This is a genomic window from Paraburkholderia rhynchosiae, assembly GCF_002879865.1.
GTDB classification, from domain to species: Bacteria; Pseudomonadota; Gammaproteobacteria; order Burkholderiales; family Burkholderiaceae; genus Paraburkholderia; species Paraburkholderia rhynchosiae.
This window is the reverse complement of record NZ_PNXY01000006.1, coordinates 146,532-161,632: the sequence shown is the minus strand read 5'-3', so window position 1 is coordinate 161,632 and position 15,101 is coordinate 146,532. Positions and strand designations below refer to the sequence as shown.

16 protein-coding genes are annotated in these 15,101 nt (G+C 63.5%); 4 read left to right on the top strand and 12 right to left on the bottom strand.

Annotation, left to right across the window (positions count from 1 at the left end; genetic code table 11):
• Positions 1 to 47 precede the first annotated feature (47 nt).
• A complete protein-coding gene (locus C0Z16_RS10825) occupies positions 48 to 1,007 on the bottom strand; it encodes an NAD(P)H-dependent flavin oxidoreductase (protein WP_102632138.1) in 960 nt (319 codons plus the stop codon).
• Positions 1,008 to 1,294: 287 nt separating this feature from the next.
• Between C0Z16_RS10825 and C0Z16_RS10820 the strand changes: the two genes are divergently transcribed.
• On the top strand, positions 1,295 to 2,185 hold the full coding sequence (locus tag C0Z16_RS10820; protein ID WP_102632137.1) for an alpha/beta fold hydrolase: 891 nt from the start codon (positions 1,295 to 1,297) through the stop codon (positions 2,183 to 2,185).
• A gap of 11 nt (positions 2,186 to 2,196) precedes the next feature.
• On the opposite strand, the gene C0Z16_RS10815 is transcribed toward C0Z16_RS10820, so the two are convergent.
• Positions 2,197 to 2,667, bottom strand: a complete 471-nt coding sequence (locus C0Z16_RS10815; protein ID WP_102632136.1) for an Lrp/AsnC family transcriptional regulator — start codon at positions 2,665 to 2,667, stop codon at positions 2,197 to 2,199.
• A gap of 114 nt (positions 2,668 to 2,781) precedes the next feature.
• Here C0Z16_RS10815 and C0Z16_RS10810 point away from each other — a divergent pair, with 114 nt between their 5' ends.
• A complete protein-coding gene (locus C0Z16_RS10810; RefSeq protein ID WP_102632135.1) occupies positions 2,782 to 3,681 on the top strand; it encodes a DMT family transporter in 900 nt (299 codons plus the stop codon).
• A gap of 320 nt (positions 3,682 to 4,001) precedes the next feature.
• On the opposite strand, the gene C0Z16_RS10805 is transcribed toward C0Z16_RS10810, so the two are convergent.
• The 6 genes from C0Z16_RS10805 to C0Z16_RS10780 all read right to left on the bottom strand — a co-directional run bounded on the left by C0Z16_RS10805 (position 4,002) and on the right by C0Z16_RS10780 (position 8,274).
• On the bottom strand, positions 4,002 to 4,934 hold the full coding sequence (locus C0Z16_RS10805; protein ID WP_102632134.1) for an MBL fold metallo-hydrolase: 933 nt from the start codon (positions 4,932 to 4,934) through the stop codon (positions 4,002 to 4,004).
• Positions 4,931 to 5,416 carry a MaoC family dehydratase gene (locus tag C0Z16_RS10800; protein WP_102632133.1) on the bottom strand — a complete coding sequence of 162 codons (486 nt, stop codon included), beginning with the start codon at positions 5,414 to 5,416 and terminating at the stop codon, positions 4,931 to 4,933. The genes C0Z16_RS10805 and C0Z16_RS10800 overlap by 4 nt, the downstream gene beginning before the upstream one ends.
• Positions 5,413 to 5,670: a DUF1289 domain-containing protein gene (locus tag C0Z16_RS10795; protein ID WP_102632132.1), complete on the bottom strand. Its 258-nt coding sequence runs from the start codon at positions 5,668 to 5,670 to the stop codon at positions 5,413 to 5,415. The genes C0Z16_RS10800 and C0Z16_RS10795 overlap by 4 nt, the downstream gene beginning before the upstream one ends.
• Before the next feature lie 4 nt (positions 5,671 to 5,674).
• Positions 5,675 to 6,196, bottom strand: coding sequence for a YbaK/EbsC family protein (locus C0Z16_RS10790; protein WP_102632131.1), 522 nt, complete (start codon positions 6,194 to 6,196; stop codon positions 5,675 to 5,677).
• A gap of 63 nt (positions 6,197 to 6,259) precedes the next feature.
• Positions 6,260 to 7,186 carry a hydroxymethylglutaryl-CoA lyase gene (locus C0Z16_RS10785; RefSeq protein ID WP_102632130.1) on the bottom strand — a complete coding sequence of 309 codons (927 nt, stop codon included), beginning with the start codon at positions 7,184 to 7,186 and terminating at the stop codon, positions 6,260 to 6,262.
• A 146-nt stretch (positions 7,187 to 7,332) separates the two neighbouring features.
• Positions 7,333 to 8,274 (bottom strand): 2-hydroxyacid dehydrogenase, encoded by a 942-nt coding sequence (locus tag C0Z16_RS10780; protein ID WP_102632298.1) that lies wholly within the window; start codon positions 8,272 to 8,274, stop codon positions 7,333 to 7,335.
• Between the two features lie 352 nt (positions 8,275 to 8,626).
• Here C0Z16_RS10780 and C0Z16_RS10775 point away from each other — a divergent pair, with 352 nt between their 5' ends.
• The gene (locus C0Z16_RS10775) at positions 8,627 to 9,229 is read left to right on the top strand and encodes an RBBP9/YdeN family alpha/beta hydrolase (protein WP_102632129.1); all 603 of its coding nucleotides are present in this window, start codon (positions 8,627 to 8,629) and stop codon (positions 9,227 to 9,229) included.
• A gap of 159 nt (positions 9,230 to 9,388) precedes the next feature.
• A complete protein-coding gene (locus C0Z16_RS10770) occupies positions 9,389 to 10,414 on the top strand; it encodes a sulfate ABC transporter substrate-binding protein (RefSeq protein WP_102632128.1) in 1,026 nt (341 codons plus the stop codon).
• Positions 10,415 to 10,501: 87 nt separating this feature from the next.
• Here C0Z16_RS10770 and bioB read toward each other — a convergent pair whose 3' ends face one another.
• The 4 genes from bioB to bioA are packed head-to-tail and all read right to left on the bottom strand — an operon-like array spanning position 10,502 to position 14,917.
• The gene (gene bioB / locus C0Z16_RS10765; protein ID WP_102632127.1) at positions 10,502 to 11,611 is read right to left on the bottom strand and encodes a biotin synthase BioB; all 1,110 of its coding nucleotides are present in this window, start codon (positions 11,609 to 11,611) and stop codon (positions 10,502 to 10,504) included.
• 35 nt (positions 11,612 to 11,646) lie between these two features.
• Positions 11,647 to 12,375, bottom strand: coding sequence for a dethiobiotin synthase (gene bioD, locus C0Z16_RS10760; RefSeq protein WP_102632126.1), 729 nt, complete (start codon positions 12,373 to 12,375; stop codon positions 11,647 to 11,649).
• Complete coding sequence (gene bioF / locus C0Z16_RS10755; RefSeq protein WP_102632125.1) at positions 12,372 to 13,556, bottom strand: 8-amino-7-oxononanoate synthase; 1,185 nt, start codon at positions 13,554 to 13,556, stop codon at positions 12,372 to 12,374. Before bioF ends, bioD begins: the two co-directional genes overlap by 4 nt.
• Positions 13,556 to 14,917 carry an adenosylmethionine--8-amino-7-oxononanoate transaminase gene (gene bioA, locus C0Z16_RS10750; RefSeq protein WP_102632124.1) on the bottom strand — a complete coding sequence of 454 codons (1,362 nt, stop codon included), beginning with the start codon at positions 14,915 to 14,917 and terminating at the stop codon, positions 13,556 to 13,558. The genes bioF and bioA overlap by 1 nt, the downstream gene beginning before the upstream one ends.
• Between the last annotated feature and the right edge of the window lie 184 nt (positions 14,918 to 15,101).

The window sequence follows — 15,101 nt, the reverse complement described above, 5'->3', positions numbered from 1 at the left end:
GGCGCAAGCAGGCGAGCAAGGCTCGCCTTTGCAAACGTCCGAAACCCTCAGCGCGCGATGCCCAGTCGCGCCTTCGCGTCGTCGTATTCCTTCGACAGACGCTTGACCAGTTCGCTCACGCTCGGCACGTCGTCCATCAGGCCGACGCCCTGGCCCGCGCCCCAGATGTCTTTCCATGCCTTCGCCTTGTCACTGGCGAAGTTCATCCTGGTCTTGTCGGATTCGGGCAGCGCTTCTGGATCGAGCCCGGCATTGACGATGCTCTCGCGAATGTAATTGCCGTGCACGCCGGTGAACAGGTTCGTGTAGATGATGTCCGATGCGGTCGAGTCGACGATTGCCTGCTTGTAACTATCGACCGCATGCGCCTCTTTCGTCGCAATGAAGCGCGTGCCCATGTAGGCGAGGTCCGCGCCCATCGCTTGGGCGGCGAGAATCGAGCCGCCGTTCGCAATCGAGCCCGACAGCACGATCGGGCCGTCGAAAATGCGCCGCACTTCGCCGACCAGCGCGAACGGCGAAGTCGTGCCCGCGTGGCCGCCCGCGCCCGACGCCACCAGGATCAAACCGTCGACGCCCGCTTCGAGCGCCTTCTGCGCGTGACGCAGATTGATCACGTCATGCAGCACGATGCCGCCGTAGCTATGCACCGCATCGACGATCTCGCGCGCCGGCGCGCGCAGGCTCGTGATGAAAATCGGCACCTTGTGCTCGACGCACACGCGCACGTCGTGTTCGAGCCGCGTATTCGATTGATGGACGATCTGGTTGACGGCAATCGGTCCGACGACCGCATCAGGATGCGCCGCCTTGTATTCGGCGAGCTGCGCCTGGATCTGCGTAAGCCACTCGTCGAGCAGTTCGGCGGGGCGCGCGTTCAGCGCGGGAAACGATCCGACGATACCGGCCTTGCACTGCGCCAGCACGAGTTCGGGATAGCTGACGATGAACATCGGCGAGGCGACGACAGGCAGCGCCAGATTTTGCAGGACGGCGGGCAATGCCATAGTGCGGGTCTCCTGATTGACGAACCGGTGCATGCGAAGCGCCCGGCTATTGATGAGTTTAGCGACATGCGGCTCGCGCCGCGTTGAAGCGGGCAGCCGGACAGGGCCGCTCGAACGTTTAAGAACGGTCGTTCGATTATAGGCGAAGCATACGGCTGACATTCGCCGGTTCGCCTTGAACGGTTGGAAGGAGTGTTCAGCTTCTATGCTTGCGTGGGTTATCCCACCCGGTGCGGACACATTGGGCTTTTACAATGCACTGACTGCAAACGACACGAGACCCTGCTATGTCCTTCGAGAATTTCACGCCCTTTCGCGTCGTCGCGGGCGATGCGGATATCTTCGGAGTGAAGGGCGGAGCAGGGCCGCCGCTTCTGCTGCTGCACGGTCATCCGCAGTCGCATCTGATCTGGGCGCGATGCGCGGCGGAATTGGCCCGGCACTTCACGGTCATCGCCACCGACCTGCGCGGCTACGGCGCATCGGGCAAGCCGCCGAGCGACGCGCAGCACATGCCGTATTCGAAACGCGCGATGGCCGCGGATCAGGTCGCCGTGATGCGCCACTTCGGCTTCGAGCGTTTTCTTGTCTGCGCGCACGATCGCGGCGCGCGCGTCGCGCACCGCATGGCGCTCGATCATGCCGACGCCGTCGAACGTTTGATGCTGCTCGACATTGCGCCGACGCTAGCCATGTACGAAGCGACCAACCGCGCGTTCGCCACGCATTATTTCCACTGGTTCTTCCTGATCCAGCCCGAGCCGCTGCCCGAAACGCTGATCGGCGCGAACCCGGCCGCTTACGTGGATGCGGTGATCGGCGGCCGTCACGCGGGCCTCGCGCCGTTCGATCCGGCCGCGCTCGATGCCTACCGCGCGGCGCTCGCGCAACCGGGCGCCGTGCATGCAATGTGCGAGGACTACCGCGCGTCGGCGAGCATCGACCTGGAGCACGATCGCGCGGACATCGAGCGTGGGCACAAGATCGGTTGCCCTTTGCGCGTGCTGTGGGGCGACAAAGGCGTGATCGAAAAATGCTTCGACGCGCTGACCGAATGGCGTCACGTGGCGCGCGACGTGAGCGGCCGTTCGCTGTCTTGCGGGCACTACATACCCGAAGAGGCGCCGGACGAACTGGTCGCCGAAATGCTGTCCTTTTTCGAAGCGCTCGAACGGTAAGCGTTGCGCGCTTAAGCGAGGGGCGGCAGGCGGCGCGCGACCGGCGTCGACTTGACGATCGCGCTGCTGGTCTCCGCGCGCTCCGTCACCTTCGACAGAATCTCGTCGAGTTGTTCGATCGAATGCAGATAGAGGCGGCAGATGAAGCAATCGTCGCCCGTCACTTTGTCGCATTCGACAAACTCCGGAATCCGCCGGATCACTTCTTCCACCAGATGCAACTGGCCGGGCAACGGCTTCACGCGCACGATGGCTTGCAGCGTGAAGCCGAGCGCGCGCGGATCGAGCTGCACCGTGAAGCGCTCGATCACGCCTTGCGCTTCGAGCTTCCGGATGCGCTCGGCCGTGCTCGGTGCGGATAGCCCAATCAGGCGCGCCAGTTCGCTGACCGGGCGGCGCGCGTCTTCGGCGAGCGCGGCGAGGAGCGCGCGGTCGGTTTCATCGAGCGACGCAGGCGCTGAGGGGGCAAGGCGTTTCGTCATAACGGCCTTCGATTATGAGGTTTGGTCGCAGTAACGCTTCAGTTTAGCCATGTATTCGCGCCATTGGATTAATTACACTGCTTCGCATGCAGGAATCAATTCGAGGATCGAATCATGGCTTCAAACGAAATTCGACGCGGCGCGGCGGAGATGAGCATGGCGATGCTGATGTCGGGCACCATCGGCTGGCTGGTGGTGTCGTCGCAGCAAAGTGAGTTCAACGTGGTGTTCTTCCGCTGCATTTTCGGCGGCGCGACGCTCGCACTCGTGTGTGCCGTGCTCGGCCTCTTCAGGCGCAAGCTCTTCTCATGGAAGATGCTCGGGCTCGCGCTGCTCGGCGGCGCGGCGATTGTCATCAACTGGGTGCTGCTGTTCGCGGCGTATTCGCGCGCGTCGATCTCGATGGCGACGGCGGTCTACAACACGCAGCCGTTCATGCTCGTCGCCCTCGGCGCGCTGGTGTTTCGCGAGCGCATTAGCGCGTCGACGGTGGTCTGGCTGCTCGTCGCTTTCGTCGGCCTCGTGTTTGTCGTGAAGGTCGAGCCGGCGGTGCTGGCGGTGCCGGGTCAATACCTGGTCGGCGTCGCGTATGCGGTCGGCGCCGCGGCAATGTATGCGGTGTCGTCGATCATCACCAAGCGATTGAAGGGCACGCCGCCGCATCTGATCGCGTTGATTCAGGTGTCGCTCGGCGTGGTAATGCTCGCGCCGCTCGTGCGCTTCGACGCGCTGCCCGCCACTGGCATGCAATGGCTCGAGCTCATCGTGCTGGGCGTGGTCAATACCGGCATCATGTACGTGCTGCTGTACGGCGCGATCCAGAAGCTGCCCACTTCGATGACCGGCGCGCTGTCGTTCATCTATCCGGTGGTGGCGATCATTGTCGACCGGATTGCGTTTGGGCAGACGCTTGCCTGGATTCAGGTACTGGGCGCGGTGCTGATTCTGATTGCCGCAGCCGGCGTGAATCTCGGCTGGCGGATCGTCCCGCAAAAGCGCGTGCCGTCGGTCTAGGCGCTGCATTTCCCGTCGATGTGGCGGGTTCCAATGCTACGGATTGCAAAGCAACTGGCGCGCGGTTTGTTCATATCAGCGGATTAATGGTGGGGCAGACGCCTGGCTCACGCCGCCTCTATCACGCTGGCGTTTATGCGGGTTAACAGCCGCCGTCAAGCATCTGTAGGGAAATCACTGATGCGGTCAAAAATCGCGCGCGCGTATCATTCAAGCAGACGCTGATCACGTCCGACAGAATTTCCGCCGCTCGCCTTGACAGGTCGAGCGGCTTTCTTTTTGCGGCGACGATTTGCCCGCTCCGCTTCCAGCCTGATCGCTCAAGCCCGTTGCACCGCGTCCCGCGCGACGACACGTGAGCCGTCCACCGTTAGCGGCCCTTTCCCGGCGGCCAGTTCCTCAACAATTGCTTGCAGCAACGCGGGCCAATCTGCCCGCGGTTTGAGCATGGAAGCAGCCGCGCGCATCGCCGCGGCGTCGTCGAGCATTTGCAGCAGTGTGGCGAAACTCATCTCGCGGACTTCGAGCAGCTTGAAGACGATCAGCACCTTGAGTGCGTTCTTCGCGTTGCGCGCGGGATCGGCGCGCAGCCAAGCCACGCGCGAAAAAGCCCGCTCCAGCGCCTGTTCGACATTCGTAAAAGGCGCGCCATGGCCGGGAATCACGACGCGCACGTCCAGCGCTGCAATGGTTTCGAGCACCGCCTGTTCTTCGGCAAAACCGCTTTCGCCTTCCAGTTCCGGGAAAATCACGCCGAAGCCGTTTTCCCACAATGCGTCCGCGCTGATCAACACGCGTTGGTCCGCACAGTAGAGCATCAGCGAATGTGGATCATGGCCGGGTGCGCCCAGCACCTGCCAGTCGAGCGCGCCGAGCCGCAGCGTCGCGCCTGGGGCAATCGTTCCGGTGAACCCGAAGCGCTCGCAGGTCTGCCCGGTCGCGCGAAACGTCAGGCGCGCTTCGTCCCAAGCTCGTACGGCATCGGCTTCAGAGGCGGGAATGACGGTGCGGCACGGCCAGGCCGACTGCAAGAGCGCATTGCCGCCGCAATGGTCCGAATGCAGATGCGTGTTGACGATCAGATCGAGCGGCCGGTCGCCGAGCGCCTGCCGCACAAGCGCAAGCGTTTGATGCGCATGCGTCGCATAACCGGTATCGACGATGGCCGTGTACTCGTCGTCGATCAGCAGCACATTGTTCGACGAAAGCCAGCCGCGCTCGAAGACACGGATCGATTCCGGGAGCGGCGTCATAGCGTGCCGGTGCCTGCATCGGCGCCCGCGGGCGTTTCCACCGATGCTTCGGGTTTCGGCATCACGAGAATGGTCGACGTGCCGATCAACGCGAGTTCGCCGCGCTGGTTCACCACCGTTCCTTCGAGACGCGTCAGATCGCCGTTCAAGCTCGGCTTCCAGTAGGCATCGCGCACGTGCCAGGTGATGGTGAGCGTGTCGTTTGCGTGCGCGGCCTTCTTCAGCTTGATATCGAACTCGAGCCCGAGCGGCTGCGCGTAAGTCGAAAAATGCGTGGCGAGCAGCGCCATGAAGTGCGCTGTGGGCTGCGTGCCGGACGCAATGAGACCGCCGAAGCGGCTTTGCGCGGCATACGCTTCGTCGTGATGCAGCGGGTTCAGATCGTTGACGAGCGTGGCGAACGATTTCACAGAATCCGCCGACAACCCGAGCGTCGCGCTGAAGGTCTCGCCGATGCGGACAATGCGCGGCGGCGCGTTCATCGTTGCACCTTCGCCTGCTTTAACGTGAACTCGGCATGACGCGCGTCGAGCGCGTCCCAGACCGCGCGCTTGGCGTCGTCGTCGAACATCGACCAGCCCGCGATTTCGTCGATGGTGCGCAGGCAACCTTCGCACCATCCCGTCGACGCATCCATCCGGCACACGTTGATGCAAGGCGACGGCACGCCGCCATCCGACGCATTCGCCGTTGCACTCGCCGTTGCCCCTGTTGTCTTGTTAGCGCCCGCTGTCATCGCGTCAAGCCGTCTCACGCAGCGCCACATCGACCACCGGCGCGCCCGTCAATGCCAGCAACTCCTGCGCGGTCAGATTGAACACCGCATGCGGATGGCCCGCGGCGGCCCACAGGCTGTCGAGTGCGAGCAGGTCTTCATCGATCAGTGTGACCGGTTCGACCGCATGACCGACCGGGCACACGCCGCCAATCGCATAGCCGGTTTTTTCGCGGACGAACTTCGCGTCGGCCCGCCCAATTTCACCGACTTGCGCGGCCACCTTCTTTTCATCGACGCGATTCGCGCCGCTCGCGACCACGAGCACCGGCGCATCGTCTTCGCGTCGGCGAAACAGGATCGATTTCGCGATCTGCGCGACCGAGCAGCCGAGCCCGGCGGCGGCTTCGGCGGAAGTCTTGCCGGTTTCCGGCAGCATCACGATCCGCCCCGCGTGACCGCGCTCGCGTAGCAACAGCGCGACGCGGCGTGCGGAGTCCGGCAATGCGGTGAAGTCGTCCGAGTCGAGGAATGCGTGGTCCGTCATCGTGTCAGATCCTGATTGTCTGAATGTCTAGCCATTGTCTTGAGCGAGGCGTTCGAAGCAAGCTCACACGCAGTTGGCCGCCTCGCTGCGCGCCTTGGCGAGCAGCGCCTTGCCGGCGCGCGAGACATTCGGCCGGCCGATTGCCGTCGAAATAAAATCGCCGATTGCCACGACTTGCGCGAGGTCGATGCCGGTCTCGATGCCGAGGCCGTTCATCAGATACAGCACGTCTTCGGTCGCGACATTGCCGGTCGCGCCCTTCGCATACGGGCAACCGCCGAGCCCCGCCACCGAAGCGTGATAAATCTCGATGCCTTCTAACAACGCCGCGTAGATGTTCGCGAGCGCCTGGCCGTAGGTGTCGTGAAAGTGGCCCGACAGACGTTCACGGGGAAACACGGCGGTCACGGCTTCGAACACTTCGCGCGTGCGCTTCGGCGTGCCGACGCCGATCGTATCCGCGATGTCGATCTCGTCGCAGCCGAGCGCTGCGAAGCGCTGCACTACATCGACCACCGACGAGACTGGCACGTCGCCTTGATATGGACAGCCGAGCGCGCAGGAGACGCTGCCGCGAATCCTCAGGCCATGCTCCTTGGCCGCTTGCACGACCGGCGCGAATCGATCGATGCTTTCCGCGATGCTGCAATTGATGTTCTTCTGCGAGAACGCTTCGCTCGCTGCGCCGAAGATCACGATCTCGTCGGCGCGCGCGGCGAGTGCGCCTTCGAAGCCGCGCAGGTTCGGCGTGAGCACCGAATAGATCGTGCCGGCCCGGCGCTCGATGCCAGCCATCACGTCGGCGCCGTCGGCCATCTGCGGCACCCATTTGGGCGACACGAATGAGGCCGCTTCGACGTTGCGAAAGCCGGCCGCGGACAGCCGGTTGATCAGTTCGACCTTGGTGGCTGTCGGGACCAATTCCTTCTCGTTTTGCAGGCCGTCGCGCGGGCCGACTTCGACGATTTTGACTTGCTGCGGCAGAACCATGATTGCCTCCAGTGTCGACCAGAGTTAGCGCTTCAGCGCTTACTCTGGTCCCATACAACGTAGTCGACCAGAGTTAGCGCTTCAGCGCTTACTCCGGTCCCATATAAACTCACCATCGCGGTGCTCCGTCAATGTAACCGACGATGTCAATACCCGCGTTCGACATTCACCACACCGCTGACAGTCCCACCGCGTTTCAGCGCAACGATCTTCGCCGCGACCTGCGCGACGCTTTCTTCGCGCAACGTCAGCGCGGACGTGTGCGGCGTGATCGTAATGCGCGGCTCCTGCCAGAACGGATGATCCTGCGGCAGCGGCTCCTCGCGGAAAACGTCGAGCGTGGCCGCGGCGAGCTGGCCGCTCGCGAATGCATCGAGCAGATCACCTTCGACAAGATGCCCGCCACGCGCAACGTTGACGAGATACGCGCCACGCGCGAGCTTCGAAAACGCGCGCGCGTTCAGCACGTCGGCGGTATCCGGCGTATGCGGCAGCAGATTCACGAGCACCTTCACGCCATCGAGAAACGCATCGAACTGCGCTTCACCGGCAAACGTGACGATACCTTCGACTTGCCGCGCGCTACGGCTATAACCACGCACCGGCAGGCCGAATGCCGCGAGCGTTTGCGCGACGTGTGCGCCGAGCACACCGAGTCCCAGCACCCCAACCGTGAATGTCTCGCGCGGATGCGGGTCGAGCACTTGCCAGCGGCGCTCGCTTTGGAGCGTCTGATATTCGTCGAAGCGACGCAGATAGCGCAGCACTGCATGCGTCACATACTCGGCCATTTGCGGCGCCATGCCGGTGTCTTCGAGCCGGATCAACTGCGCATTGCGCGGCAACGTGCCGGGTTGCTCGCGTTCGAGCGCGAGAATCGCGTCCACGCCCGCGCCGAGATTGAAGATCGCGCGCAGGTCGCTGCGGCCGGCGAGCATTTCACGCGGCGGCCGCCATACGACGGCGAAATCGGCGGGTGCCGTGTCGCCCGGCTGCCATTCACGGAGGTCGGCTTCGGGCAGCGCACGGGCGAAGTCGTGCAACCAGACAGCGGCTTCGGCGTTCGGCATGTAGAAGAGGATTTTCATGCTGCCCCGCAGATGCGTGCACGCTCGTGCCCGTTCGCGCAACAGGCGCAACAGGCGCAACAGGCGCGGCATGGCGGCTGCGAGAGTTTCGACGGCTGCGGCGCGGCGCACGGCGCTGACGACATGAGGCCTCCTCCTTTTCTGGGTAGGCTTCATTCTACTTTTTCGCCAGAAATCTCGCGCGATTGCGCACGACCGTGCATGTTATGCGCTTCATACCCCGATGCGGCTCGCGCGTTGCCGTTGGCAACCCTCACGCATTCAACCCATAAACAAAGCACAAAAACTTGGTTCGTAGACGCGAAGCACGGCGAGACAATGGCCATCCGGTTTCCCGTTGCGAGGGACAGACATGCTTTCATGCACCAGATCGCCCTGGCCGCCGCGGCTCGTGACGGTTCCCGGCCTGCACGGCAGCGAGGGCGCACATTGGCAAACATGGCTCGAGCGCCAGTTCGCGCGCTCGCTGCGCGTCGAACAGGCGGACTGGGACGCGCCGGACGTCGCGCGTTGGGCGAAGTCGCTGCGTGATTTGCTCGCGCGCGAACGGGGGCCGTTCGTGCTGGCCGCACACAGCTTCGGTTGCCTCGCGGCCGCACATGCGCTGCAGCATGCATCGTACGCAAACGATGTGGTCGGCGTGCTGTTCGTCGCGCCCGCCAGCCCGCAAAAATTCGCCTTCGCGGGACCGTTCGAAGCGCGCCGCCTGGGCGTGCCGTCCATTCTGATCGGCAGCGAAACCGATCCGTGGATGCCGCTCGCCGGTTCGCGCGAACTCGCGCAGCGTTTCGGCAGCGCGTTCGTCAATCTGGGCGACGCGGGGCATATCAATACCGCGGCCGGATTCGGACCGTGGCCGCGGGCCAAGTATTTCATCGACACGCTGGTGCACTGCGCGGCGCCGCTGCGTTTTCGCGACGAAGCGTTCGAGATTGCGCAGCACGCATTCGTTTGACGCGTTGGTTTGACGCGTTGGTTGCCCGCGCGGGTCAATACTTGCGCATGGGTCCTCAACCGCGCGGCGCAGCCGGCGTAAAACCGGCGGTCCGCTAGAATCCCGCTTCACGCTGCGCGATTGCGCGGCCACAGGTTATTCATCGATAGCGGGGACAACATGGCAGGCAAGACCGGGACATCGCGCTGGCTGGCGGTCGGCTTTACGGCAATCACATTCGCGCTCGGCGGCATGTCCACGGCTCACGCGGATGCGTCGCTGTTGAACGTGTCGTACGACGTGACGCGCGAGCTATACAAGGACATCAACGCCGGCTTCATCGCCGCATACAAGCAGAAGAGCGGCGAGAGCGTGTCGATCCGCCAGTCGCATGGCGCGTCGAGCGCGCAGGCGCTGTCGGTATTGCAAGGCTTGCAGGCCGACGTCGTGACGATGAACCAGCCGAACGACATCGACCTTCTCGCGGAAAAAGGCCAACTGGTACCCACGAACTGGCGCACGCGTCTGCCCGACGATAGCGCGCCGTACACCACCACGATGGTGTTCCTCGTGCGTAAGGGTAATCCCAAGCACATCAAGGACTGGGACGATCTCGCCAAGCCTGGCGTGCAAGTGGTGATCGCGAATCCGAAGACCTCGGGCAACGGACGCTACACGTATCTCGCCGCGTGGGGTTATCGCAAGCAGCACGGCGGCACCGACGCGCAGGCGCTTGACTTCGAAAAAGCCATCTTCAGAAATGTGCCGGTGCTCGACACGGGCGGCCGCGGCGCGACGACGACCTTCACGCAGCGCGGCATCGGCGACGTGCTCGTCACGTTCGAGAACGAAGTCGCGCTGATGAATACCGGCGTGGGCGCGGGTAATTTTGAAGCGGTGTATCCGTCGGTGAGTCTGCTCGCGGCGCCGCCGGTGTCGATTGTCGATAAGGTGGTCGACAAACGCGGCACGCGTAAGGAAGCGCAGGCGTATCTCGACTACCTGTGGTCGCCGGCCGCCCAGGAGATCATCGCGCAGCATCATCTTCGTCCGCGCGACAAGAACGTGCTCGCGAAGCACGCGGCGGAGTTCAAGCCGATCAGGACGTTCACCGTCGAAGAGATGTTCGGCAACTGGCAGAAAGCGCAGCAAACGCATTTCTCCGATGGCGGAACGTTCGATCAGATCATCGTCGACAGGAAGTGATTTTCGACGGTCACCAGTTAAAAAGCCGCTTCAACTTCGAAGCGGCCTTTTCTATTGCGTGCATTTCACTGCGCGCGATGCATGCGCTCAGTTCGGCGCAGCAGCGGGTGCGCTTTTCCCATGTTCGCAACCATGCTCGCAGCCGCTGTTATCGAGCGGCATTTGCTGCGCGGCCTCGGCGCGAATTCCTAGACGTTCGAGCAGCTTGCGGTCCGCTTCCGCTTGCGGGTTGCTCGTGGTGAGCAACTGATCACCGTAGAAAATCGAGTTCGCGCCGGCGAGAAAGCACATTGCCTGCAATGCTTCGTCCATCTGTTCGCGGCCGGCTGAGAGGCGCACCATCGCACGCGGCATCGTAATGCGTGCAATCGCGATCGTGCGGACGAACTCGAACGGGTCGATCGCTTCTGTGCCCGTGAGCGGCGTGCCTTCCACTTGCACCAGATTGTTGATCGGCACCGATTCCGGATACGGCTCCATGTTCGCCAGCTGCGCGATCAGGCCCGCGCGTTCGCGGCGCGACTCGCCCAGTCCGACAATCCCGCCGCAGCACACGTTGATGCCCGCGTCGCGCACGCGTTCGAGGGTGTCGAGACGGTCCTGATACGTGCGCGTCGAAATGATCTGACCGTAGAACTCGGGCGACGTGTCGAGGTTGTGGTTGTAGTAGTCGAGGCCCGCTTCGCGCAGTTGTTGCGCCTGATGCGTTTCGAGCATGCCAAGGGTCACACAGGTTTCGAGACCCATCGCCTTCACGCCGCGGATCATGTCCTTGATCGGCTCGAGATGTCGGTCTTTCGGATTGCGCCACGCGGCGCCCATGCAGAAGCGCGTCGCGCCATTGTCCTTCGCGACCTTCGCGGCGGCGAGCACTTCGTTGACGGGCATCAGCTTGTCGGCTTGCAAGCCTGTATCGTGATGCACCGACTGCGGACAGTACGCGCAATCTTCCTCGCAGCCGCCGGTCTTGATCGACAGCAGCGTCGACAACTGCACGGTGTTCGCGTCGAAATGCTCGCGATGCGTTTGCTGCGCGCGGAACATCAGGTCGTTGAACGGAAGCTCGTACAACGCGACGATGTCGGCAACGCGCCAGCGCGCGACCTGCTTGCCCGCTGCTGCGTGTGGGTTGGCATTGGCATTGTTGTTTGCGACGGCCGTATCGGCAGGCGCCACAGCGATGTTCAGTTGCGTCATGTCGTCAATCCTCATGAGTGGATGTGATGGTCGATTCAGCGCTGCGCGTGACGCAGCGTCTGCAATAGCTGGTTGATGTCGAGCTGATCAGCCGCGAGTTCCGGCGATGCCGGGCTCAGATTCGGCACGATGCCGAGCAAAGGTGCGTCATGTTCACGCGCGAGATGCTCGCGGATCGACGCGATGTTTTCGTCGGGGAAAGTCATGTCCGGATCGATGCGATTCGCGACCCAGCCGGCGAGCGTGAGCCCGCGCGCGGCGATGGCTTCGGCGGTGAGCAATGCGTGGCTGATGCAGCCGAGGCGCATGCCGACCACCAGCACCACCGGCAGCTTCAGCGCGACGGCGAGATCGGCGGTGTCGTGCGTAGCAGTCAGCGGCACGCGAAAACCACCGACGCCTTCCACTACGACGACGTCCGCGCGCTTCAGCGCCTGCGCATGGCAAGCGACGATATGCTCGATATCGAATGTGACGTTCTCCAGCGCCGCCGCGATATGCGGCGCCGCGGGCTCCTTCAGCAGATACGGCGTGCGGATCGCCGGCGGCAGCAACACGTTCGATGCCGCGTCGAGTTGATCCGCGTCTTCATTGTGCAGTTCGCCGTTCAGCTCGAACGCGCCCGCGGCGATGGGCTTCATCGCGGCGGCTTGCAGGCCCTCGCGAACGAAGCCGCGCAACAATGCGGAAGAGACGAACGTCTTGCCGATTTCCGTGTCGGTGCCAGTGACGAACAGGGACAGTGCGGAATTCGTGGACGTCATGCGGCTTGCGCTCCTGCCTGTTGCAAGCCCGCCTGGAGCCGGTCGAGATCCGCATGCGAATGCGCGGCCGACAGCGATATGCGCAAACGCGATGTGCCGGTGGGCACGGTCGGCGGACGGATCGCCGGCACCCAGAGACCTGCGCGATCAAGCGAAGCCGCGATGTCGAGCGTAGCCTCGTTCGCGCCGATGATGAGCGGCTGCACGGCGGTATGCGAATCGACCGGAATCCACGGCGTGCTCCTGAGCATCGTGCGCGTGCGTTCGATCAATTGCCGAAGGTGCGCGCGACGTTCATCGCCTTCATCGCCCCCGATAATGCGCAGACTCGCCGACACCGCATGCGCGGCAGCGGGCACGGAAGCCGTGGTGAAAATATAAGGACGCGCGCGCTGCACGAGCCATTCGATCACCGTCTCATGCGCAGCAACGAATGCGCCGGAGACGCCTGCCGCTTTGCCGAGCGTACCGATTGAAATGAGATTCGGCGAGCGCAACGCGGCTTCTGCGACCGCGCCGCGGCCTTGCGGACCGAGCACGCCGAATCCGTGCGCGTCGTCGACGATCAGCCATGCGCCATGCTGTTCCGCGAGTTCGACGAGACGCGGCAGTGGCGCAATATCGCCGTCCATGCTGAACACCGTGTCGGAGACGATCGCTTTGACATTCGCGTCCGACGCGTCGAGCATCGCGCTCAATGCTTCGGTGTCGCAGTGCGGATAGATCTGCACATCCGCTCGCGACAAACGCGCGCCGTCGATCAACGACGCATGATTCAGCGCATCGGAGAAAAGCGTGGTGCCGCGGCCCGCGAGCGCGGTGAGCGTCGCGAGATTCGCCATGTAGCCGGTGCTGAAGTAGAGCGCGCGTGGTGCATCCACGAACCCGCCGACGAATTCAGCCAGGTCTTCTTCGAGTTGCGCATGCGCGCGCGAGTGGCCACCGAGCAGATGCGAACCGCCGCTGCCCGCGCCATAACGTTGTGCGCCTTCGGCGATGGCCGCGATCAGTTGCGGATGCGCGGCGAGCCCAAGATAGTCATTGCTCGCGAAGCCGATGATCTCGCGGCCGTCGACCGTCGTGTGGGCGGCGCAGGGCGTGTCGGCCGTGCGGCGTCGGCGGCGCAGACCGCGTTCGTCGATTTCCTTCAGGCCTTGCGCGAGCTTGTCGAGAAGATGCATTAGCGGATCTCCGCGAGCGTTGCGTCGAACGTTTCGCGCGTGCGCGAGGCGAGTAGCGCGAGTTCTTCGTCGTCGAGAATGTATGGCGGCATCAGATACACCGTGGTCGAAATAGGGCGCAGCAGCAGCTCGCGTTGCAACGCGTTTTCGAAGAAGCGGCGCGAGAATGTTTTGGCATGCTGAAGGTTTTCTATCGCTGCGTCGAAGGCGAAGATTGTGCCGCACTGACGCAGATTGCGCACGTGCGCGTGCTCCGCGAGCGGCGCGAGCGCGGCTTTCAGCTTTGCCGACTTTTGCGCGTTGACTGCCAGAACGTTGTCACTCGCGAACAGATCGAGCGTGGCGAGCGCCGCGCGGCACGCGAGCGGATTGCCGGTGTACGAATGCGAGTGCAGGAAGCCGCGAGCGGTGTCGTCGTGATAGAAGGCGTCGAAGATTTCATCGCGCGAGAGCACGATGGAAAGCGGCAGATAGCCGCCGCTAATGCCTTTCGACAGACACAGAAAGTCCGGCCAGATGCCCGCTTGCTCGCACGCGAAGAAGGTGCCCGTGCGCCCGCAGCCGACGGCTATTTCATCTGCGATCAGATGCACGCCGTACTGGTCGCAGAGCGCGCGCAAACCGGCGATATATGACGCGTCGTGCATGGCCATGCCGGCCGCGCATTGCACGAGCGGCTCGACGATCAGCGCGGCGATTTTTGTCGCGCGTGTTTCAAAGAGTGAGCGCACGTGTTGGAGCGCGCGACGGGCGACGTCCGCAGCGGTTTCGCCCGCTTCGGCGAGACGCGCGTCGGGCGACGCGACGACGTGGGCGTTGCGGATCAGCGGATCGTAGGCGTCCTTGAACAGCGCGACGTCCGTAACGCCGAGTGCGCCGATGGTTTCGCCGTGGTAGCTGTTCGCTATGCAGACGAATTCCTGCTTGTCGGCGAAGCCCCGATTGCGCCACGAGTGGAAGCTCATTTTCAGCGCGATTTCGACGGCGGATGCGCCGTCCGAGGCGAAGAACGCGTGACCCAAGGTGTTATGAGTGAGCGCGCCGAGGCGCTCCGCGAGTTCGATAGCGGGTTCGTGCGCGCAACCGGCGAGCATGGCGTGCTCGAGCGTATCGAGCTGATCCTTGAGGGCCGCGTTGATGCGCGGGTTCGCGTGGCCGAACAGATTGACCCACCACGAGCTGATCGCATCGAGATAGCGATGACCGGCGCGGTCGTAGAGCCATGCGCCTTGACCGCGCGCGATGGGCAAGAGCGGCAGGCGCTCGTGATGCTTCATCTGCGTGCAGGGATGCCAGACCGCGCGCAGGCTGCGGGCGATCCAGTCTTCAGTCGATTTCGATGATGTTGCTGAGTTTTTCAAGGGGTGCTCCGGGGTGCTTTTCTGCCGCCGCCGTGTGGTCTTTTTATGGGTTTTTGGGGCGCGGCGCGTGGTTGCTTTTTGCGCTGCGCGCGGCCCCTCGGCTAGCGTGCGGGGTCGAGATTAGCTGTTTATTTCGGGCTTTGCACTAGGGCTGTCCGGGCGGATTTCGCTTGCGGTCGAGGGG